The following is a 23,243-nucleotide window of genomic DNA, read 5'->3' on the forward strand; positions in this document are numbered from 1 at the left end:
TGCGTCAAGTGTATCCTGGCTTTTATGAAGAGAGAAATCGGTGGACGAACTGACATCGCAAGCCCTGACGGCATTTACGACGCGTTATTGCGACGCATGGCATGAGAAACACAACAGTTGGCCGCTCAGCGAAGAGCTGTATGGCGTGCCTTCCCCGTGCATTATCTCTTCGACCAGCGATGCCGTTTACTGGCAGCCGCAGCCGTTTGAAGGCGAGGCGAATGTAAACGCGGTTGAACGCGCATTTGATATTGTGATACAACCTGCGGTCCATGCTTTTTACACCACGCAATTTGCCGGGGATATGTACGCGCAGTTCGCGGATGAAAAGCTGACGCTGCTGCAAACATGGAGCGCAGATGACTTCAGACGCGTTCAGGAAAACCTGATCGGCCATCTGGTCACGCAGAAGCGTCTCAAGTTACCGCCTACGCTTTTTATCGCCACGCTGGAAAATGAACTTGAGGTCATTTCGGTGTGTAATCTCTCTGGGGAAGTTTGCAAAGAGACCCTGGGAACGCGCAATCGTACCGTTCTGGCCGCCTCTCTTGCGGAATTCCTGACTCAGCTTAAGCCGCTTCTGTAATCCACTTTGCCAGACACCGTGTGAGAGATCTCTTACATACCCTGTGAGAGATCGCCAGATAATAAGCGAATACTTATCTCATGGTGTTAACTATAATTCCTTTAATATTAATGAGTTGAATTAACAATCCTGCCTTTCATATGAAAATATCCTTAAGGCATTGTCTGTAAGTGTCTTGTAAGACAAGGCGAAACAGGCGATTCTATACCTGTCGACAAGGAGTCGCACAACGAAGCGAACGTCAGGATGATGGCGCTTCAGCAGGACACGCCAGGATGGTGTTACAAGGACAGGCTTCAGGATGAAGCAAAGTGGAAAACGCCGGATGCGTTAAGGGACACCTCCAGGACGGAGAACGAGAGCCGGGCAGGATGTTCGGTGGGTCAGGATGGCCAGGATACTTCAGGATGAAGTCGATTCGCATCGGGGTGATGTGAGCAGGATGCAAATTGTTCAGGATGAGCAGGTCGCAAGACCACAGGAAAAGTTGTCACGGATGAGCAGGGAGCACCAAAAGTAGCCGGAATGCTGCGAAACGAACCGGGAGCACTGTTTTTACAGTGCTCCCTTTTTTTTATTTCGTCTTCACTGATGCTATCCTTCGCGCCAGTTTTTCATCACTGAGGTTAATTTCATGACGACTCATGACCGTGTGCGCCAGCAACTCCACGCGCTGGAAGCCCTGCTGCGTGAACATCATCACTGGCGGATGGACGAGCCGCAGGCCCACCTGTTTACCAGCACGCAACCTTTTTGTATGGATACGATGGAACCGCTTGAATGGCTGCAATGGGTGCTGATCCCCCGTATGCACGCGTTGCTCGATAACGCGCAGCCGCTTCCACAAGCCTTTGCTGTCGCGCCGTATTATGAAATGGCGCTGACGGCCGATCATCCTCAACGCGAGGTGATCCTGACGACATTGCAGGGTCTGGACGCGCTGTTTACGAGCGATAACGTCTGATGCTGGAAATCCTCTATCAGGATGAATGGCTGGTGGCGGTGAATAAACCGTCTGGCTGGCTGGTTCACCGCAGCTGGTTGGATCGCGACGAAAAAGTCGTGGTGATGCAAACCGTACGCGACCAGATTGGTCAGCACGTCTTTACTGCCCACCGGCTCGACAGGCCGACTTCCGGTGTCCTGCTGATGGGGCTTTCCAGCGAAGCGGGGCGCCTGCTGGCGCAGCAGTTTGAGCAGCATCAGATTCAGAAACGCTACCATGCGATTGTGCGCGGCTGGTTAATGGATGAGGCCGTTCTGGATTATCCGCTGGTGGAAGAACTGGATAAGATTGCCGATAAATTTGCCCGCGAAGATAAAGGCCCGCAGCCTGCCGTGACCCATTACCGGGGGCTGGCGACGGTCGAAATGCCGGTGGCGACCGGGCGTTATCCGACAACCCGCTACGGCCTGGTGGAACTGGAGCCGAAAACGGGCCGTAAACACCAGCTCAGACGTCATCTGGCGCATTTACGCCATCCGATTATCGGCGACAGCAAACACGGCGATTTACGTCAGAATCGCAGCGCCGCAGAGCATTTTGGTTGCCAGCGCTTAATGCTGCACGCCAGTCAACTGACGCTTACCCACCCCTTTACCGGTGAACCGCTGATCCTGCGCGCCGGTCTGGACGACGTCTGGATGCAGGCGTTATCACAGTTTGGCTGGCGCGGACTTCTCCCTGAGAATGAAAGGGTTGAGTTTAGTGCGTTGTCCCGGCAGGATGAAAATAATCAGGCTTAAATCAGGGAGAAAACGTTAATGGCGGAAATTGGTATTTTTGTCGGCACCATGTATGGAAACTCGCTGTTGGTTGCCGAAGAGGCCGAGGCGATCCTTACCGCGCAGGGGCATAAAGCAACCGTCTTTGAAGATCCGCAACTGAGCGACTGGCAGCCGTATCTGGATAAAGTTGTGCTGGTTGTGACATCGACGACGGGGCAGGGCGATCTCCCGGACAGCATTGTGCCGCTGTTCCAGGGAATAAAGGACAATCTCGGTTTTCAGCCAAATCTGCGTTACGGCGTGATTGCGCTGGGCGACAGCAGCTACGTTAATTTTTGCAATGGCGGCAAACAGTTCGATGCGCTGTTGCAGGAGCAAAGCGCGCAGCGTGTTGGGGAGATGCTGTTGATTGACGCCAGCGAACACCCGGAGCCGGAGAGCGAATCCAACCCCTGGGTCGAAAACTGGGGAACATTGCTCTCCTGAGCAAAACCCAGCCGGATGGCGACGTCCGGTCTACATGTGCTGTCTGTTGGCCTGATAAGCGTAGCGCCATCAGGCATTTGCCCTAAAACCCTTTCATACGAAAGGGTTTTCAGAGGCATTTTCATAGGGTCAAGCGACCCGTTTCACACTCCTCTTCTTTTGCTTCTCGCACCCTGTCTGTTTACCTCTTCGTTTTTCATTTCCGTGAAGTGGCTTCCATTGCCCTGGGCTTTTGCCACAAACATACGTGATACGCTGCCGAAATACTGTGTTGTTGCACGGTGAGAGTGCGAGGTGTGCTTTTTATACTTCTCGTGCCAGTTATTAAAAATGCAGTACACAAGGCAAACGACCTCATAAAAAGCTGCAAAAAAACACGAAACGTCATCTCTGATTCCCTACCGGTTGTGCAGTTCAGAGTGAGCGTAGATAACGCGAAAATTCAGGAGTGCAACAATGAGTTCATTAAGTCACGCGGTGAGCGGCGCGGAAAAACGCACCAATGCCCGCTACTGGATAGTGGTGATGCTGTTTATCGTCACATCCTTCAACTATGGCGACCGCGCCACATTGTCCATTGCCGGATCGGAAATGGCCAAAGATATTGGTCTCGACCCGGTAGGCATGGGGTACGTGTTCTCCGCTTTCTCATGGGCCTACGTGATCGGGCAAATCCCCGGCGGTTGGCTGCTCGACCGTTTTGGTTCTAAACGTGTCTACTTCTGGTCCATCTTTATCTGGTCCATGTTTACCCTGTTACAGGGCTTTGTGGATATCTTCAGCGGTTTTGGCATCATCGTGGCGCTGTTTACCCTGCGATTCCTGGTCGGGTTAGCCGAAGCGCCATCTTTCCCCGGCAACAGCCGAATCGTCGCGGCCTGGTTCCCGGCGCAGGAGAGGGGAACGGCGGTGGCGATTTTCAACTCCGCGCAATACTTTGCCACCGTTATCTTTGCGCCAATCATGGGCTGGCTGACCCATGAAGTGGGTTGGTCGCATGTCTTCTTCTTTATGGGCGGTCTGGGGATCGTGATCAGCTTTATCTGGCTGAAAGTGATCCATGAACCAAACCAGCATCCCGGCGTTAACAAAAAAGAGCTGGAGTACATTGCTGAAGGCGGCGCGCTGATCAATATGGATCAGAAAGATACGAAGGTGAAAGTCCCGTTTAGCGTGAAATGGGGCCAAATCAAACAGCTGCTGGGTTCCCGCATGATGATCGGCGTCTATATCGGCCAGTACTGCATTAATGCGTTGACCTATTTCTTTATCACCTGGTTCCCGGTTTATCTGGTGCAGGCGCGTGGCATGTCGATTCTGAAAGCGGGGTTCGTCGCTTCCGTCCCGGCTATTTGCGGCTTCGTGGGCGGCGTGCTGGGCGGCATTATTTCCGACTGGCTGATGCGTCGTACCGGCTCGCTGAACATCGCTCGTAAGACGCCGATCGTGATGGGGATGCTGCTGTCGATGGTGATGGTGTTCTGTAATTACGTCAACGTCGAATGGATGATTATCGGCTTCATGGCGCTGGCCTTCTTCGGTAAAGGCATTGGCGCGCTGGGCTGGGCAGTCATGGCGGACACCGCGCCGAAAGAAATCAGCGGCTTGAGCGGCGGCTTATTCAACATGTTTGGCAATATTTCCGGCATCGTAACGCCAATTGCGATTGGCTACATCGTCGGCACGACCGGCTCGTTCAATGGCGCGCTGATTTACGTTGGCGTCCATGCGCTGGTGGCGGTACTGAGTTACCTCGTGCTGGTCGGGGATATTAAACGCATCGAACTGAAACCTGTAGCAGGACAATAAATATGACAACGCAATCAAGTCCCGTCATTACCGATATGAAAGTCATTCCGGTGGCCGGACATGACAGTATGTTACTCAACATCGGTGGGGCGCATAACGCGTATTTCACGCGCAATATCGTCGTCCTCACCGATAACGCTGGTAACACCGGCGTGGGTGAAGCGCCCGGCGGCGAGGTGATTTACCAGACGCTGGTGGATGCGATTCCGATGGTTTTAGGCCAGGAAGTGGCCCGCCTGAATAAAGTGGTGCAACAGGTGCATAAAGGTAATCAGGCTGCCGACTTTGATACCTTTGGTAAAGGCGCCTGGACTTTCGAACTGCGGGTGAATGCGGTAGCGGCGCTGGAAGCGGCGCTGCTGGATCTGCTGGGCAAAGCGCTGAATGTACCGGTGTGCGAACTGTTAGGGCCGGGCAAACAGCGCGATGCGGTGACTGTGCTGGGCTACCTTTTCTACGTGGGCGATCGCACCAAAACGGATTTGCCTTATCTCGAAAAAACGCCGAGCAATCATGACTGGTATCACATGCGCCATCAGGAAGCGCTCACCAGCGACGCGGTTGTGCATCTGGCGCAGGCGGCGCAGGATCGCTACGGCTTTAAAGATTTCAAACTGAAGGGCGGCGTGTTGCCCGGCGAGCAGGAGATCGACACGGCTCGCGCGCTGAAAAAACGCTTCCCGGATGCGCGAATCACGGTTGACCCAAACGGCGCCTGGCTGCTGGATGAAGCCATCGCGTTGTGTAAAGGGCTGAACGATGTGCTCACGTATGCTGAAGATCCGTGTGGCGCAGAACAAGGATTCTCCGGGCGTGAAGTGATGGCGGAGTTCCGTCGTGCGACGGGGCTGCCGGTCGCGACCAACATGATTGCCACCAACTGGCGCGAAATGGGCCATGCGGTGATGTTAAACGCGGTGGATATTCCGCTCGCCGACCCGCACTTCTGGACGCTCTCCGGCGCGGTGCGCGTGGCGCAATTATGCGATGACTGGGGGCTGACCTGGGGCTGCCATTCGAACAACCATTTCGATATTTCCCTGGCGATGTTCACTCATGTTGGCGCTGCCGCGCCGGGTAAACCGACGGCGATTGACACCCACTGGATCTGGCAGGAGGGCGATTGCCGCCTGACGAAGCAACCGCTGGAAATTAAAGACGGAAAAATTGCAGTGCCGGATGCGCCGGGTCTTGGCGTGGAGCTGGACTGGGAGCAGGTGCAAAAAGCGCATGACGCTTACAAGAAACTGCCCGGCGGCGCGCGCAATGACGCAGGCCCGATGCAATACCTGATCCCCGGCTGGACTTTTGATCGTAAACGCCCCGTTTTCGGCCGTCGCTAATTCATATAAGGACTGAATGATGAGTACACAATTTACGACCCCTGTTGTTACCGCGATGCAGGTCATCCCGGTTGCTGGGCATGACAGTATGCTGATGAACCTGAGCGGGGCGCATGCGCCGTTCTTCACCCGTAATATCGTCATTATTAAAGACAATTCTGGTCACACCGGCGTGGGGGAAATCCCTGGCGGCGAGAAAATCCGCCAGACGCTGGAAGAGGCGATCCCGCTGGTGGTGGGTAAAACGCTGGGTGAGTACAAAAACGTGCTGAATGCCGTGCGTCATCAGTTCGCCGATCGTGATGCGGGCGGGCGCGGCTTACAAACCTTCGACTTACGTACCACCATTCATGTGGTCACCGGCATTGAAGCGGCGCTGCTTGATCTGTTAGGCCAGCACCTGGGGGTCAACGTGGCATCCCTGCTGGGTGAGGGGCAACAGCGTAGCGAAGTGGAAATGCTTGGCTATCTGTTCTTTGTCGGCAACCGTAAAGCGACGCCGCTGCCGTACCAGAGCCAGCCGGATGAGAAATGCGACTGGTATCGTCTGCGTCACGAAGAGGCGATGACTCCTGATGCGGTCGTCCGCCTGGCGGAAGCGGCATACGAGAAGTATGGCTTTAACGACTTTAAACTGAAGGGCGGCGTTCTGGCGGGAGATGAAGAGGCGGAATCCATTGTAGCGCTGGCGAAACGCTTCCCGAATGCCCGCGTGACGCTGGACCCGAACGGCGCCTGGTCGCTGAACGAAGCAATCCAAATCGGTAAGTACCTGAAAGGCTCGCTGGCCTATGCGGAAGATCCGTGCGGGGCGGAGCAGGGTTTCTCTGGTCGTGAAGTGATGGCGGAGTTCCGTCGCGCGACCGGCCTGCCGACGGCCACCAATATGATCGCCACTGACTGGCGTCAAATGGGGCATACGCTCTCCTTGCAGTCTGTGGACATTCCGCTGGCTGACCCACATTTCTGGACGATGCAGGGATCTGTTCGCGTCGCGCAGATGTGCCATGAGTTCGGCCTGACCTGGGGTTCGCATTCCAATAACCACTTTGATATTTCCCTGGCGATGTTCACGCATGTGGCGGCCGCCGCGCCAGGCAAGATCACCGCGATCGATACCCACTGGATCTGGCAGGAAGGTAATCAGCGTCTGACCAAAGAGCCGTTTGAAATCAAAGGCGGTATGGTGCAGGTGCCTGATAAACCAGGTCTTGGCGTTGAGATTGACATGGATCAGGTGATGAAGGCGCACGAGTTGTATCAGCAACACGGCCTGGGCGCGCGTGATGATGCGATGGGAATGCAGTATTTGATCCCGAACTGGACATTCGACAATAAGCGCCCGTGCATGGTGCGCTGACTGTATTGAACCGGTTTCGTCATGGGGTCGGTTCTTCTCCTGGTGTATGCTTAGTACAGTCAACATGCGTAAGGATGCTTTATGAAAATAGTGATCGCACCGGACTCTTATAAGGAAAGTTTGAGCGCTCTTGAGGTAGCGACCGCCATTGAGGAGGGGTTTCGTGAAATCTGGCCTGATGCGGATTACGTAAAACTCCCGGTTGCTGATGGTGGTGAGGGAACGGTTGAAGCGATGGTCGAGGCCACGGCAGGCCGGATTGTTGATGTTGACGTGACGGGCCCGCTCGGTGACAGCGTGCGGGCATTTTATGGGCTTTCTGGCGACGAACGTTCGGCCTTTATCGAAATGGCCGCCGCCAGCGGGCTGGAGTTGGTTCCACCGCAATTACGCGATCCGCTAAAAACCACCTCGTGGGGAACCGGTGAGTTAATTCGCCACGCTCTCGATGCCGGGGTGGAACATATTATTATTGGCCTTGGCGGTAGCGCGACGAATGACGGCGGCGCCGGTATGGTGCAGGCGCTGGGGGCGAAATTGCTGGATGCGCAGCACCAGGAGATTACGCAAGGCGGCGCGGCGCTGGAAGCGCTCTCAAAGATTGATATCAGCGGTATTGATAAACGTCTTGCCGCGTGTCGTATCGAAGTCGCCTGCGATGTTACGAATCCGCTGACCGGGAAGGAGGGGGCATCTGCGGTATTTGGTCCGCAAAAAGGCGCCACGCCGGAGATGATTCAACGCTTAGACGACGCGCTGACGCACTATGCCCGGCTGATTTCCCGCGATCTGGATATTAACGTATTCGAACTGGCGGGCGGCGGCGCGGCGGGCGGTCTGGGGGCCGCATTATATGCGTTTTGCGGCGCGGAGTTACGGCGTGGCATTGAGATCGTGACCGATGCCTTGCATCTGGAGGAGTGCGTTGCTGATGCGGATCTGGTTGTTACCGGAGAAGGGCGCATTGACAGCCAAACGATTCACGGCAAAGTGCCTGTCGGCGTGGCAAAGGTCGCGAAACGACATAATAAGCCCGTGATTGGCATTGCAGGTAGCCTGACGGCGGATGTGGGTGTTGTACACCAACATGGGCTGGATGCTGTTTTCAGCGTGATTTATACCATCTGTACGCTGGATGAGGCGCTGGAGAATGCCGCAGAAAATGTGCGTATGGCTGCGCGCAATATCGCCGCCACCCTTAACGTGGGGCAGCATTTACGTTAACTGCCTGATGGCGCTGCGCTTATCAGGCCTACGGTCACGCACCTGTAGGCCGGATAAGACGCGCTAGCGTCGCCATCCGGCATCCCCCTCATCCTAATATTTTCTTTGCTTCGCGCGCGACGTTGTCCATCTCATCAAGCAGCTCCAGAAACTCGGGTTCAAGCTCCTCTTCTTTGGTGCCGCTGCGTAACTGCTGCTCAATTAACTGGCACAGGTTTTTCATGCGCGGCACCCCGCTGTAGCCGCAGCTGCCGTGCAACGTGTGGATGAGATCCACCAGCCCTTCGGGCGCCTCTCCCACCAGCTGTTCTTCAATTTTGTTACGTACTTCCGGCAGGAAGTCGATGAGCATTTGCAGCAGATCCCGTGCCAGATCGGATTTTCCGGCCGCCTGGCGCAGCGCCAGTTGCCAGTCGAGCGTTGCGTTCGGGTTGACGATAAACTCTGTCGATTCAGCGGCGGGTAATCGGGTCGCTACCACGGCCCCCGGCTTATAGCGCAACAGCAGGCTGTGCAGCTTTTCTTCTTCTATCGGCTTGGCCAGATAGTCATTCATCCCCGCGCTCAGCAGCTTCTCTTTCTGACCCGCCATCGCATGTGCCGTCACGGCGATCACCGGCGTTTGCTGCTGATGCGGAAGCTGATGAATCAGCTCACAGGCGCGGATACCGTCCATATCCGGCATCTGAATGTCCATCAGGATCAAATCAAACTGCATCTGTTTGGCCCGTTCCACCGCCTGATGCCCGCTGTCGCAAAGCTCCACATGCTGGACTTTGTCCTCCAGCAGCGCGCCGATCAGCTTCAGGTTGGCCGGGTTATCGTCGACCGCCATTACCGTCATGGCGATTTTGTTCTCATCCGTCAGCAGCGGTTCAACATGCTGATTTAAATGGCAGTATTCCGTCAGCGCAGGCAGTAAACGCGTTGAGGTGAGCGGTTTTAACAGACAGGCCGCCGCGCCGCCTTGCTTGAGTTTTTCGGCGTTAATCTGGGCATGGCAAGGCAGCGCCAGCAACAGGAAGTCCGTCATGGCGGCGGCTTTTGCCAGCCGTTCTTGCTGCATGGTGAGCGGTTCGTTAAAGGTCACCGGAACGCTGATGAGCAGGATATCGTAGTGATCCAGCGGCAACGCTGAGAACGTCGGGCTGTAGATCACCTCCAGCGGCGTGTCGCTCAGCATATCCAGCGTGCATTGCGCGGCGGTGGCGTTCGGTTCGACGTAGGCCAGCCGTTTTCCGACCAGACAGCGCGTTGGCGGCGCGTCGCTTATCACATTCGGGTTGAGATCGAGATTAATGTGGAACCAGAAAGTGGAACCGCGATTGGGCTGACTGTGGAACGAGATATCGCCGCCCATCTCATTGACCAGTTTTTGCGTAATCACCAGCCCCAGACCGGTTCCGCCATGACGGCGTGAAATGCTGGCGTCCGCCTGGCGGAAAGCCTGGAACAGACGCGACTGGTCGCGCTCGGGAATGCCGATGCCGGTATCGCGGATCTGGATTTCAATCTGTACTTTGGTATTACTGAGCGCGCGCTTTTCAACCAGAATGTCGATATTGCCGCTTTCGGTAAATTTAATGGCATTACCGACCAGATTGGTAATGACCTGCTGTAGGCGCAGCGGGTCGCCGATGACGTTATCCGGTACGTCATTTTTGATGTTTAACGTGAGCTCCAGCCCTTTGTCATGGGATGAATGCGCCAGCAGCGTCACCACTTCATCCAGCGTGCTGCGTAGCGGGAAGGGAATGCTTTCCAGAATCAGCTTGCCCGCTTCCAGCTTGGAAAAATCGAGCACGTCATTGATGATCGCCAGCAGGTTGTTGGCCGAACGCTCGATAGTATTGAGGTGATCGCGCTGGGTTGTATTGAGTTCGGTTTTTAGCGTCAGACGGGTAAAGCCAATCACGCCGTTAAGCGGCGTGCGCAGTTCGTGCGACATGTTGGCCAAAAACTCAGACTTAATACGCGCCGCTTCCTGAGCGCGCTTCTTCGCCAGATCCAGCTCAACGTTCTGGATCTCCATCTGTTCCAGCGTTTCGCGCAGATCCGAAGTGGCCTGATCGATATTATGCTGCATCTCTTCATGGTAAGCGGCAAGCGACATCGCCATCGAGTTGATGCCGTTTTTCAGCATATCCAGCTCGCCCAGCATAAAGCCCTCGACGCGGCTGTCGAGCTGCCCACGACGAATGCGGTCAACGGTATTGACCATATTACGAATGGGACCGGTGACGTCGCGCATCAGACGCCAGCCAAAAATTAAGGCAATGCCGATACAGAACAGCATCATCACGCTGGAGATGAAAATCTCTTTGTACTGTTGCAGGCGGACGGACTTGAGATCCAGTTCAAGCGCCACATATCCCAACATATTTCTCGGCGTTTTGGCGTCTGTTACGGGGGATTCGTCCGGCGAATACCTTTCGGAGATAATCGGCGTTCGCAGGATCATAATGTCCCCGTGGCGGGTCACGCTCAGCCTGCGGGGAAACGGCTCCCCGGTGGCGAGCTGCATTTCTGACGGATCGAGATGGAAATTGGATGTGACAAACAGCCGGTTATTCTCGTCATAAACGGAAATGGCGCGCACGATGTCGGAGTGGCGGCGATGGAGAACGCTGATGAGCTGCCCGATTGATTCGCGGTTTTGCAGGTTCATGCCATATTCGCTGGAGACCGCAAGAGGTTCGATAATGCTGGCGCCAGCATCTTCCAGTTGACGCTGCAAGTCGTTATAGCGATGCACAACGAAAAAGATACTGAGCAGTAAACCAATGAGGACGGTCGGGGCCAGGATCAGAATCATCATGCGTGCGCGCAGGCTGTAGTTGGTCATGGAGTTCCGTTATGGGACAATTAGGGTCACACTGTTAAATTGAGAAATATCTCGTCGATGGCGCAATTCTACTCTGCAAAACGACGCGTGACGACGCGTCAGATCATAACCGTTACGGTCAATGACCTCGATCCTTTTGGTCAGGGCGTGGCTCGCCATAATGGAAAGGCGCTGTTTATACCGGGATTACTGCCCCAGGAAAAGGGCGACGTCGTCATTACCGAAGATAAAAAACAGTTCGCCCGCGCGCAAGTTAAGCGTCGCCTGAATGATAGCCCGGAACGGGAAACGCCGCGCTGCCCACACTTTGGCGTCTGTGGCGGCTGCCAGCAGCAGCATGCCAGCGTCGCGCTGCAACAACGCAGCAAAAGCGCCGCGCTGTCGCGCTTAATGAAATGCGATGTCGCCGAGGTGATCGCCGATACGCCGTGGGGCTATCGACGCCGTGCGCGTTTAAGCCTGAATTATCTGCCTAAAACTCAGCAATTGCAGATGGGATTTCGCAAGGCGGGCTCCAGCGATATCGTGGATGTCAGGCAGTGCCCCATTCTGGTGCTCCAGCTTGAGGCGCTGCTGCCCCGCGTCAGGGCGTGTCTGGAAAGTTTGCAAGGAAACCGCCACTTTGGCCATGTCGAGCTGGTACAGGCGGGGAATGGCACCCTGATGGTGCTGCGTCATATGGCGCCCTTGAGCGCGACGGACAGAGAAAAACTGGAACGCTTTTCGCATTCTGAGGGACTGTCTCTGTTTCTGGCCCCTCAAAGCGACATACTTGAACCGCTTACCGGGGAGACGCCCTGGTATGATTCAAACGGGCTACGCTTAACCTTCAGCCCGCGCGACTTTATTCAGGTCAACGAAGGGGTGAACCAGAAAATGGTCGCCCGGGCGCTGGAATGGCTGGATATTCAACCTGGCGACCGGGTTCTGGATCTGTTCTGCGGCATGGGGAATTTTACTCTGCCGCTGGCGACGCGCGCCGCCAGCGTTGTGGGCGTTGAAGGCGTTCCGGCGCTGGTGGAAAAAGGCCGGGAAAACGCGCGGCGTAACGGATTACAGAATGTGACATTCTTTCACGAAAATCTCGAAGAAGATGTCACGAAGCAGCAATGGGCGAAAAATGGTTTTGACAAAATTTTGCTCGATCCCGCTCGTGCCGGGGCGGCAGGCGTGATGAAACACATTATAAAGTTAAAACCAATTCGTATTGTTTATGTATCCTGTAATCCTGCTACGCTGGCACGGGATAGCGACGCCTTGTTGAATGCCGGATACCAAATTCAGCGGCTGGCGATGCTCGACATGTTCCCACACACTGGGCATCTGGAATCAATGGTGTTGTTTGAGCGTTTGTAATGAGTCATGGCTTGCTGACTTCGGTAGGCCTGGTCCCTTAAGGAGAGGACAATGGTTGCGGTAAGAAGTGCACATCTTAATAAAGCTGGTGAGTTTGATCCGAAAAAATGGATCGCGAGTCTGAGTATCTCCAGCCAGCAGTCGTGTGAACGCTTAGCCGAAACCTGGGCGTATTGCCTGCAACAGACACAAGGACATCCCGATGCGGAACTGTTGCTGTGGCGTGGCGTGGAGATGGTGGAAATCCTCTCTACGTTAAGTATGGATATCGACACGCTGCGGGCGGCGCTGCTCTTCCCCCTGGCTGACGCCAATGTTGTCAGCGAAGATATCCTGCGCGAGAGCGTGGGGACATCGATCGTCAATCTGATTCACGGCGTGCGCGATATGGCGGCGATTCGTCAGCTGAAAGCGACGCATAACGATTCCGTCTCCTCCGAGCAGGTGGATAACGTTCGTCGGATGCTGCTGGCGATGGTGGACGACTTCCGCTGCGTGGTCATCAAGCTGGCGGAACGCATCGCCCATCTGCGCGAGGTTAAAGACGCGCCGGAAGATGAACGCGTACTGGCGGCGAAAGAGTGCACCAATATCTATGCCCCGCTGGCTAACCGGCTGGGCATCGGGCAACTGAAGTGGGAGCTGGAAGATTACTGCTTCCGCTATCTGCACCCAGCGGAATACAAGCGGATCGCCAAACTGTTGCACGAACGCCGCATTGACCGCGAGCATTACATTGAAGAGTTTGTCGGGCATTTGCGTTCTGAAATGAAAACCGAAGGCGTGAAGGCGGAGGTCTATGGCCGCCCGAAACACATCTACAGCATCTGGCGCAAAATGCAGAAAAAGCATCTGGCGTTTGATGAGCTGTTTGACGTGCGCGCCGTGCGTATTGTGGCCGAACGTTTGCAGGACTGCTATGCCGCGCTGGGGATTGTGCATACGCACTATCGCCATCTGCCGGACGAGTTCGATGATTACGTCGCCAACCCGAAACCTAATGGCTACCAGTCAATTCATACGGTGGTGCTTGGCCCTGGCGGTAAAACCGTTGAGATCCAGATTCGTACCAAACAGATGCACGAAGATGCCGAACTGGGCGTCGCGGCGCACTGGAAGTACAAAGAGGGAGCAGTCTCCGGGGGCGCGCGCACGGGCCATGAAGACAGAATTGCGTGGCTGCGTAAGCTGATCGCCTGGCAGGAAGAGATGGCGGATTCTGGCGAAATGCTGGATGAAGTGCGCAGCCAGGTCTTTGACGACCGGGTGTATGTCTTTACGCCAAAAGGCGATGTGGTGGATCTGCCCGCAGGCTCCACGCCGCTTGACTTTGCCTACCATATCCACAGCGATGTGGGGCATCGCTGCATCGGGGCGAAAATCGGCGGGCGTATCGTGCCGTTTACCTATCAGTTGCAGATGGGCGATCAGATTGAAATCATCACCCAGAAACAGCCAAACCCTAGCCGGGACTGGCTCAACCCGAACCTGGGCTATGTGACGACCAGCCGTGGCCGTTCTAAAATCCACGCCTGGTTCCGCAAGCAGGATCGGGACAAGAACATTCTCGCCGGGCGGCAAATCCTCGACGATGAACTGGCGCATTTGGGCATCAGCCTGAAAGAGGCGGAAAAACACCTGCTGCCGCGCTACAACTTCAATGAGCTGGAGGAACTGCTGGCGGCGATTGGCGGCGGGGATATTCGCCTTAACCAGATGGTGAACTTCCTGCAATCGCAGTTTAATAAGCCGAGCGCCGCCGAACAGGACGCCGCCGCGCTGAAACAGCTTCAGCAGAAAACATACGCCCCGCAGAATCGCCGTAAAGACGATGGTCGCGTGGTGGTGGAAGGGGTCGGCAACCTGATGCACCACATTGCGCGCTGCTGCCAGCCGATTCCAGGAGATGAGATTGTCGGGTTTATCACCCAGGGGCGCGGTATTTCCGTACACCGGGCGGACTGCGAACAGCTTGTGGAGCTGCGTTCTCATGCACCGGAACGTATCGTGGATGCGGTGTGGGGCGAGAGCTACTCTGCGGGATATTCGCTGGTGGTACGCGTTCAGGCCAACGATCGCAGCGGCTTGTTGCGGGATATCACCACCATTCTGGCTAACGAGAAGGTGAACGTGCTGGGGGTGGCTAGCCGCAGCGACACCCGGCAGCAGCTCGCCACCATCGATATGACCATCGAAATTTACAACCTGCAAGTGCTGGGGCGCGTTCTCAGTAAACTCAACCAGGTGCCGGATGTGATCGACGCGCGTCGTTTGCACGGTAATTAATTTTTCCAGGCCGGATACGCTTTGTAGGCCTGATAAGACGCGTCAGCGTTGCCATCAGGCATTGCCAGTTGCCGGATGGCGGCTGTCGCCTTATCCGGTCTACGTTGGTGACAATTTTCAGGATATTCCAATGAATCAAATCGATCGCCTGCTTGGCATCATGCAACGCTTGCGCGACCCGGAAAACGGCTGCCCGTGGGACAAAGAGCAGACGTTTGCCACCATTGCGCCGTATACCCTTGAAGAAACCTATGAAGTGCTCGACGCCATTGCCCGTGAGGACTTTGACGACCTGCGCGGAGAGCTGGGCGATCTGCTGTTTCAGGTCGTGTTTTATGCGCAGATGGCGCAGGAAGAAGGGCGCTTTGACTTTAATGATATTTGCGCCGCCATCAGCGATAAACTGGAACGTCGCCATCCGCATGTCTTTGCGGACGTTGCCGCTCACAACAGTACCGAGGTATTAGCCCGCTGGGAGCAAATCAAAACCGAAGAGCGCGCGCAGAAAGCGCAGCATTCGGCGCTGGATGATATTCCCCGCAGCTTACCGGCGTTAATGCGCGCGCAAAAAATCCAGAAGCGCTGTTCGAACGTCGGCTTTGACTGGACGACGTTAGGGCCGGTTGTCGATAAGGTGTATGAAGAGATCGACGAGGTCATGTTCGAGGCGCGGCAGGCTGTCGTAGACCAGGCTAAACTGGAGGAGGAAATGGGCGACCTGCTCTTTGCCACCGTCAATATGGCGCGTCATTTAGGGACAAAAGCAGAGACCGCGTTACAAAAAGCCAATGAAAAGTTCGAACGGCGTTTTCGTGAAGTTGAGCGGATTGTTGCGGCGCGAGGCCTGGAAATGACGGGGGTTGATCTGGAAACAATGGAAGAAGTCTGGCAGCAGGTAAAACGCCAGGAAATTGATCTCTAACGAATTTAGGCAGTCAAGGGCGTTTTGTGTGATTTTTTAAATAACAAGCTCTTGATTTACGTCAAAAACATTTACCCCAAAGGGGCTATTTTCTCTTCCCGTTATGTTGATGAAACACCTTGTATACTGCCTCTTCGAGTTATTCGAGTCGCAACAAGGCGGCGACTGAAAGAATCCCCAGGAACATAGAAATGCGATGTGACTGGGGGGAGTGAAGGAAGTTAACACTGGTGCGGCTTGAAGAACGAAGGAGAGGGGATAATGAAAGTTTGTGGCGTACGCCATGTTCGGGTATACTGCTTTCCCGTCCTGGTTATTCCATCGTCTTTTAAACCTAACTTCTCAGGTTCAGCATGACAACGAACTATATTTTTGTGACCGGCGGGGTCGTATCCTCTCTGGGTAAAGGCATTGCCGCAGCCTCCCTCGCAGCCATTCTTGAAGCCCGTGGCCTCAACGTGACCATCATGAAACTGGATCCGTACATCAACGTCGATCCTGGTACTATGAGTCCAATCCAACACGGGGAAGTGTTCGTTACTGAAGACGGCGCCGAAACCGATCTGGACCTGGGTCACTATGAGCGCTTCATTCGCACCAAGATGAGCCGCCGCAACAACTTCACCACGGGTCGTATTTACTCTGATGTTCTGCGTAAAGAACGCCGTGGCGACTATCTGGGCGCAACCGTACAGGTTATCCCGCACATCACCAACGCGATTAAAGAGCGCATCATCGAAGGCGGCGAAGGCCACGACGTGGTGCTGGTCGAAATCGGCGGTACTGTCGGTGATATCGAGTCCCTGCCGTTCCTGGAAGCGATTCGTCAACTGGCGGTTGATATCGGTCGTGAGCACGCGCTGTTTATGCACCTGACGCTGGTGCCGTACATGGCCGCGGCAGGCGAAGTCAAAACGAAACCGACACAGCACTCTGTTAAAGAACTGCTCTCCATCGGTATCCAGCCGGATATTCTGATCTGCCGTTCCGATCGCGCCGTTCCGGCCAATGAACGTGCGAAGATTGCATTGTTCTGTAACGTTGCTGAAAAGGCCGTTATTTCTCTGAAAGACGTCGATTCTATTTATAAAATTCCGGGCATGTTGAAATCTCAGGGCCTGGACGATTATATTTGTAAACGATTCAGCTTAGACTGCCCGGAAGCGAACCTGGCCGAATGGGAACAGGTTATCTACGAAGAAGCGAACCCGGCGGGCGAAGTGACTATCGGTATGGTCGGCAAGTACATTGAACTGCCGGATGCCTATAAGTCGGTGATTGAAGCGCTGAAACACGGTGGCCTGAAGAACCGTGTCACCGTCAACATCAAGCTGATCGATTCGCAGGATGTTGAAACGCGCGGCGTCGAAATTCTGAAAGATTTGGACGCTATCCTGATCCCAGGCGGCTTCGGCTACCGTGGCGTTGAAGGTAAGGTCGCGACGGCGCGTTATGCGCGTGAAAACAATATTCCTTATCTGGGTATTTGCCTGGGTATGCAGGTTGCGCTGATTGAATTTGCGCGCAACGTAGCGGGTATGGAAAACGCCAACTCAACGGAATTTGTGCCAGACTGTAAGTACCCTGTTGTGGCGCTGATTACCGAGTGGCGTGACGAGAACGGCAACGTTGAAGTCCGTACGGAGAAGAGCGATCTGGGTGGCACCATGCGTCTTGGCGCGCAGATGTGTCAGCTTTCCGATGAGAGCCTGGTTCGCCAGATGTACGGTACGCCGACAATCACTGAGCGCCATCGTCACCGCTATGAAGTCAACAACATGTTGTTGAACCAAATTGAAGCTGCGGGTCTGCGCATTGCGGGCCGTTCCGGGGATGATCAGTTGGTCGAGATCATCGAAGTGCCGAACCATCCGTGGTTCGTTGCCTGTCAATTCCACCCGGAATTTACTTCAACGCCGCGTGACGGGCATCCGCTGTTTGCAGGCTTTGTGAAAGCCGCCAGCGACTATCAGAAGCGTCAGGCGAAGTAAGAAGTAAAAAAGTTAGAACGGCAACGCGTACCAAAGGTACGCGTTGTTTGTCTGGAGTTTTAGTTTAACTTGTACTGAGGAAAACCTAATGTCCAAAATCGTTAAAGTCATCGGTCGTGAAATCATCGACTCCCGTGGTAACCCGACTGTTGAAGCCGAAGTACACCTGGAAGGTGGTTTCGTTGGTATGGCAGCCGCTCCGTCAGGTGCTTCTACGGGTTCCCGCGAAGCGCTGGAACTGCGCGATGGCGACAAATCCCGTTTCCTGGGTAAAGGCGTAACCAAAGCTGTTGCAGCGGTTAACGGCCCGATCGCTCAGGCAATCCTTGGCAAAGACGCCAAAGATCAGGCTGGCATTGATAAAATCATGATCGACCTGGACGGTACTGAAAACAAATCTAACTTCGGTGCGAACGCGATCCTGGCTGTGTCTCTGGCTAACGCCAAAGCCGCTGCGGCCTCTAAAGGTCAGCCGCTGTACGAGCACATCGCTGAACTGAACGGCACCCCGGGCAAATACTCCATGCCGGTTCCGATGATGAACATCATCAACGGCGGCGAGCACGCTGACAACAACGTTGATATCCAGGAATTCATGATTCAGCCGGTTGGCGCTAAAACCCTGAAAGAAGCAGTGCGTATGGGTTCTGAAGTGTTCCACAACCTGGCTAAAGTTCTGAAAGCTAAAGGTATGAACACTGCTGTTGGTGACGAAGGCGGCTATGCGCCGAACCTGGGCTCCAACGCTGAAGCACTGGCTGTTATCGCTGAAGCGGTTAAAGCCGCTGGCTACGAGCTGGGCAAAGACATCACTCTGGCGATGGACTGCGCAGCATCTGAATTCTACAAAGACGGCAAATACGTTCTGGCTGGCGAAGGCAACAAAGCGTTCACCTCTGAAGAATTCACTCACTTCCTGGAAGACCTGACCAAACAGTACCCGATCGTTTCCATCGAAGACGGTCTGGACGAGTCTGACTGGGACGGTTTCGCATACCAGACCAAAGTGCTGGGCGACAAAATCCAGCTGGTTGGTGACGACCTGTTCGTAACCAACACCAAGATCCTGAAAGAAGGTATCGACAAAGGCATCGTTAACTCCATCCTGATCAAATTCAACCAGATCGGTTCTCTGACCGAAACGCTGGCTGCTATCAAGATGGCGAAAGACGCTGGCTACACTGCCGTTATCTCTCACCGTTCTGGCGAAACTGAAGACGCGACCATCGCTGACCTGGCTGTTGGTACCGCAGCAGGCCAGATCAAAACCGGTTCTATGAGCCGTTCTGACCGTGTTGCTAAATACAACCAGCTGATTCGTATCGAAGAAGCGCTGGGCGAAAAAGCGCCGTACAACGGTCGTAAAGAGATCAAAGGTCAGGCGTAATCCTGCTTTCACTCTTAACGTAAAAAACCCGCTCCGGCGGGTTTTTTTATGGTGTGCGTTTGGCGCAGCTGCTGTGCATGACCTTAGCGAGGCTTTCTGCGATAATCACTGATTATCCCCTTAACAGAGAATGCTATGCAGTACCCGATTAACGAGATGTTCCAGACCCTGCAAGGTGAGGGTTACTTTACCGGCGTCCCCGCCATTTTTATTCGTTTACAGGGATGCCCGGTTGGCTGTGCCTGGTGCGATACCAAACACACCTGGGATAAGCTTGAAGATCGGGAAGTGTCGTTGTACAGCATCCTGGCGAAGACCAAAGAGAGCGACAAGTGGGGCGCGGCAAGTAGCGAAGACCTGCTGGCGGTGATAAGCCGACAGGGGTATACCGCGCGTCATGTCGTGATCACCGGCGGTGAGCCCTGTATCCATGACCTGATGCCATTGACCGATTTACTTGAGAAGAATGGATTCAGCTGTCAGATTGAAACCAGCGGTACCCACGAGGTGCGCTGTACGCCCAATACCTGGGTGACGGTCTCGCCGAAGGTGAATATGCGCGGTGGCTATGACGTCCTGTCACAGGCGCTGGAGCGTGCGAATGAAATCAAGCACCCTGTTGGTCGCGTCCGTGATATTGAAGCGCTGGATGAGCTATTGGCGACGCTGAGCGACGATAAGCCGCGAATCATTGCCTTGCAGCCAATCAGCCAGAAAGAAGACGCGACGCGTCTGTGCATTGAAACCTGTATCGCGCGTAACTGGCGCTTATCAATGCAGACGCACAAATATCTGAATATTGCGTGATAAAAAATCGTTAGCGCGCTTGCCGGGGGCGCTTCGCTTGCCCGGCCTACGGTCATACTCATTTGTAGGCCGGATAAGACGCAACGCGTCGCCATCCGGCACGTTCGCCCGTTCATTTACAGGCCGGATAAGACGCGAGATAAGGAATGCTACGCGTTCGACCAGCTTTGAATCGAATCGACGTTATCCAGATTGCCATGCAGCACTTCATACGACTTTTTCAAAATCACATCGGTGTATTGCGTTAAGTCGCGGAAAATCCCTTTATTCAGCGCGTCATAGCGTCTGGCATTGCTCTCTATCGGCATAAACACATCTTTTACCCGCACCATTTTTTCAACCGCGGTCTCATAGTTCGGGTACAGACCAAGCCCTATGGCCGTGTTAATTGCCGCTCCCAGACTCGCGCAACCATTTATCACATTGCGTCTGGCGGGGAGATTGAACACATCGGCAAAGATTTGCATAAACAGGTCGCTATTCGAACCACCCCCGGTGATGATCACATGTTTAGCAAAGTGGTTCATTTCATTGCACATATTGTCGTAGTTGTTTTTCAGCGTCAGCGCAACGCTCTCCAGAATAGAACGGTAAATCCATGCGTAATCCATGCTGGAATCAAAGCCGATCATGATTCCTCGCTTGAACGGTTCCCAGGGATTGGTTAGCCAGTCGAGAACCGTCATTAAACCGTTACAGCCAGGCGGTACGCCGGCCGCTTTCTTATTGAGTAAATCTTCCGGCGACAGCCCCTGTGCTTTGGCGTCCTGAATCAGTGATTCGCCCAACATATCCCGCAGCCAACTGACCGTCCACATGCCTTTACGAATACCGTAGCCTTCATAGAGCAGGGTTTCGGGAATAGAAGACATAATCGGCCAGTAAGCGACCGGATCTTTGGGGAGCGCTTTGCCGTTCATCATCAGGGCGATATAGGTGCCTAATGAGATAACTGCGGTTTCATCGTCCAGCAATCCTGCGCCCAGTGCTTCCACCGGTTTGTCGCTGGTAGTGCAGACCACGGGCAAGCCGACAGGGAAACCCGTTGCCAGGGCGGCGGCTTCAGTCAGATGACCGAGCACGCTTCCCGGCATCTGGACGTCAAACAGCATCCTGCGCGGAATGTTGAACTTCTTCATCACCTCATCGTCATCGCTCCACGCCCAGGTTTTGTAATCCACCGGCCACTGCCCAAAGTAGTTGGCGATATTGTCTTTAAACTCACCGGTTAAGCGATGCGACAGATAACCTGAAAATGAGGTGACATAAGCCACATCGGGGTTGGTATGCTCGTAGGGACGGGTTACGCGCGCGTCCTGCCAGCTAATCAGCGGAGCTGCGGGCGTGCCGTCGGCTTTTAATAATGCGCGACAGCAACGGATGGAACCCAGACCGATTCCAGCAATGTCTTTTCTGTCACCCGAAAACTGACTCATCAGGTCTTGCCCTGCGGAGCATAAAGACGTCCATAAATCATCATCAGGATGTTCTGCCGTATTGGCATCGGGTGTATACATGGGCTGTAACAATCCTTTCCCTTCGCACACCACATTCCCTTCGAGATCGTACATCACGACCTTCGTACTCTGACTTCCGCCATCAATTCCAATGATGTATTTCTTCGACATTGTCATTCTCCTTAATTTTCTCTCTTCACTCGCCGGAGGCTTCTGCGGCCAGCGATGTCATCTTTTCCGGTGTGGCGTTAGCGGTACGAATTTTGCGAAAGAGCAAAAAGGTAAACAGAATCACCATACACAGCGCCGCCAGTCCCATCAGCCACATGTTGCGATAGGCTTCCGCTGCCGGGAGCGTGTCCTGCCAGTGGCCTACGATCGGATAAACAAAAACGTCGGGTAGAAAACCGATAACCGAGCAGATACCTACCGTCGTTCCCATGATGTAAGACGGCGTTCTGGCTTCACCAGGGCAGGCCCAGTAAAGCCCGCGTGAGGCGTAGCAGGTGAAGCCCAACAGCAGAATCAGGCCGATCCCCATCACGACAGACTGTGGATTTGAGTTGGTGGCCAGCAGCGCAATAAGCGCGACGGCTCCGACAATGGAGAGAAGCTGAATGACGCGCGTCGGCGATTTAATTTTGCTGTAAGTGGTAATGATGCCGCCCAGCGGGCCACAGATAGCGCGGAAAATTTTGTTGATCACAATGCCCATGTAACTCGCGGCGACCAGCGACATGCCATACATTTCGGTCAGGTAGTTGGTGGAGTAGCTGAGGATGGCATAGATCGTAAAGACACCGAAGATGACCATGCTGCAATACCAGGTGGTGCTGATGCGTAACACGGCCAGAATATCGCTGAGCTGGAATGATTTTTTCTCTTCTTTTGCCGCGCTGCTGTGATGATGACCATCGCTGACGAAGAACCAGCACAGGATACCCAGCAGGATATAGACCACGCTGTAAATCAGAATCACCGTTTTCAGGCTGTTGCTGTCATCCGGCGCGAAGCGAGAAAAGACCCACATGGTAAACACTGCCAGCGACATCACGCCGACGCCGCGCAGCCCTTCCATCCAGCCCATAATTTTGCCTTGTTCACTGTGATCGCCAAGCAGCGACGCGGCTTTAATGGATACGGACCACAGCATCAGGATTGTCGTAATCGCGAACGCGACCTGAATGCACAGCATGACCCATAGCGGTGGATACGTCGCCATGACCAGACCGAGTAGTCCGGTAATAATCATTGCGGAGGTAATCATTTTGCGATGGGAAAATTTATCGGCGATGATTCCGCTGGGCGCATAAAGAATAATAGCAGCAACACCAAAGGTACTCATTATTAGCCCTATTTCGGTATTGCTAAATCCCATAAATTTTGCCATGGGAATTTGATATATATAGCGTAAATAAGCCAGATCAAAACTGACGCCACCGCTAAAACTAATAATGGCGAGGGTTATCCAGCGGCGATATGAGTTGTGTTGCATATCGAATTCCCATTTGTAATGGACAAAAAAAAGAGAAAAGTAAGCCGCCTTTTCAGGAGGATTACTTTTCTCAGGTCTCTAGTAATTACGTTAGAAATAGCATGGAAGGGCAGCTTATAGTGTGAGAATAATCACGCTTCTTGTTTTTTACCATAATTACA

At 54.2% G+C, this 23,243-nt stretch carries 17 protein-coding genes; 14 read left to right on the top strand and 3 right to left on the bottom strand.

The genetic code is table 11. The features are described 5' to 3' along the window. The first annotated feature begins 40 nt into the window (after positions 1–40). The 8 genes from syd to OGX81_RS08910 all read left to right on the top strand — a co-directional run bounded on the left by syd (position 41) and on the right by OGX81_RS08910 (position 8,536). On the top strand, positions 41–586 hold the full coding sequence (gene syd / locus OGX81_RS08875) for a SecY-interacting protein (RefSeq protein WP_047461575.1): 546 nt from the start codon (positions 41–43) through the stop codon (positions 584–586). A gap of 634 nt (positions 587–1,220) precedes the next feature. After that, positions 1,221–1,550: a YqcC family protein gene (locus OGX81_RS08880; RefSeq protein WP_104868252.1), complete on the top strand. Its 330-nt coding sequence runs from the start codon at positions 1,221–1,223 to the stop codon at positions 1,548–1,550. Next, positions 1,550–2,332 (top strand): tRNA pseudouridine(65) synthase TruC, encoded by a 783-nt coding sequence (gene truC / locus OGX81_RS08885; RefSeq protein WP_047461581.1) that lies wholly within the window; start codon positions 1,550–1,552, stop codon positions 2,330–2,332. The genes OGX81_RS08880 and truC overlap by 1 nt, the downstream gene beginning before the upstream one ends. An 18-nt stretch (positions 2,333–2,350) precedes the next feature. Next, entirely contained in the window at positions 2,351–2,800 is a 450-nt protein-coding gene (locus OGX81_RS08890) for a flavodoxin (RefSeq protein ID WP_012134900.1), read from the top strand. Positions 2,801–3,256: 456 nt separating this feature from the next. Then, on the top strand, positions 3,257–4,609 hold the full coding sequence (gene gudP / locus OGX81_RS08895) for a galactarate/glucarate/glycerate transporter GudP (RefSeq protein WP_012134898.1): 1,353 nt from the start codon (positions 3,257–3,259) through the stop codon (positions 4,607–4,609). A gap of 2 nt (positions 4,610–4,611) precedes the next feature. Further along, entirely contained in the window at positions 4,612–5,952 is a 1,341-nt protein-coding gene (locus OGX81_RS08900) for an enolase C-terminal domain-like protein (protein ID WP_104868253.1), read from the top strand. A 19-nt stretch (positions 5,953–5,971) separates the two neighbouring features. Continuing rightward, a complete protein-coding gene (gudD, locus tag OGX81_RS08905; protein WP_024130902.1) occupies positions 5,972–7,312 on the top strand; it encodes a glucarate dehydratase in 1,341 nt (446 codons plus the stop codon). A gap of 81 nt (positions 7,313–7,393) precedes the next feature. After that, a complete protein-coding gene (locus OGX81_RS08910; protein WP_047461590.1) occupies positions 7,394–8,536 on the top strand; it encodes a glycerate kinase in 1,143 nt (380 codons plus the stop codon). Between the two features lie 88 nt (positions 8,537–8,624). Here the strand turns inward: OGX81_RS08910 and barA are convergent, their stop codons facing one another. Next, the gene (gene barA / locus OGX81_RS08915; protein ID WP_049009494.1) at positions 8,625–11,381 is read right to left on the bottom strand and encodes a two-component sensor histidine kinase BarA; all 2,757 of its coding nucleotides are present in this window, start codon (positions 11,379–11,381) and stop codon (positions 8,625–8,627) included. A 57-nt stretch (positions 11,382–11,438) separates the two neighbouring features. On the opposite strand from barA, the gene rlmD reads away from it, so the two are divergent. The 6 genes from rlmD to queE all read left to right on the top strand — a co-directional run bounded on the left by rlmD (position 11,439) and on the right by queE (position 20,130). Continuing rightward, on the top strand, positions 11,439–12,737 hold the full coding sequence (rlmD, locus tag OGX81_RS08920; RefSeq protein ID WP_104868254.1) for a 23S rRNA (uracil(1939)-C(5))-methyltransferase RlmD: 1,299 nt from the start codon (positions 11,439–11,441) through the stop codon (positions 12,735–12,737). A gap of 51 nt (positions 12,738–12,788) precedes the next feature. Next, positions 12,789–15,023 carry a GTP diphosphokinase gene (gene relA, locus OGX81_RS08925; RefSeq protein ID WP_047461598.1) on the top strand — a complete coding sequence of 745 codons (2,235 nt, stop codon included), beginning with the start codon at positions 12,789–12,791 and terminating at the stop codon, positions 15,021–15,023. 130 nt (positions 15,024–15,153) lie between these two features. Beyond that, on the top strand, positions 15,154–15,945 hold the full coding sequence (gene mazG / locus OGX81_RS08930; protein WP_012134891.1) for a nucleoside triphosphate pyrophosphohydrolase: 792 nt from the start codon (positions 15,154–15,156) through the stop codon (positions 15,943–15,945). A gap of 353 nt (positions 15,946–16,298) precedes the next feature. Further along, a complete protein-coding gene (pyrG, locus tag OGX81_RS08935; RefSeq protein WP_047461602.1) occupies positions 16,299–17,936 on the top strand; it encodes a glutamine hydrolyzing CTP synthase in 1,638 nt (545 codons plus the stop codon). Positions 17,937–18,024: 88 nt separating this feature from the next. Further along, positions 18,025–19,323, top strand: a complete 1,299-nt coding sequence (gene eno, locus OGX81_RS08940) for a phosphopyruvate hydratase (protein WP_012134889.1) — start codon at positions 18,025–18,027, stop codon at positions 19,321–19,323. 135 nt (positions 19,324–19,458) lie between these two features. Next, a complete protein-coding gene (gene queE / locus OGX81_RS08945; RefSeq protein ID WP_047461605.1) occupies positions 19,459–20,130 on the top strand; it encodes a 7-carboxy-7-deazaguanine synthase QueE in 672 nt (223 codons plus the stop codon). A gap of 149 nt (positions 20,131–20,279) precedes the next feature. Here queE and OGX81_RS08950 read toward each other — a convergent pair whose 3' ends face one another. Both OGX81_RS08950 and OGX81_RS08955 read right to left on the bottom strand, forming a co-directional pair. Further along, on the bottom strand, positions 20,280–21,758 hold the full coding sequence (locus tag OGX81_RS08950) for an FGGY-family carbohydrate kinase (protein ID WP_024130901.1): 1,479 nt from the start codon (positions 21,756–21,758) through the stop codon (positions 20,280–20,282). 25 nt (positions 21,759–21,783) lie between these two features. Beyond that, complete coding sequence (locus tag OGX81_RS08955) at positions 21,784–23,082, bottom strand: MFS transporter (RefSeq protein WP_012134886.1); 1,299 nt, start codon at positions 23,080–23,082, stop codon at positions 21,784–21,786. Between the last annotated feature and the right edge of the window lie 161 nt (positions 23,083–23,243).

Origin of the sequence: Citrobacter sp. CK206, from assembly GCF_030333125.1 — a bacterium.
In the GTDB taxonomy this organism is placed as follows: domain Bacteria; phylum Pseudomonadota; class Gammaproteobacteria; order Enterobacterales; family Enterobacteriaceae; genus Citrobacter_B; species Citrobacter_B koseri.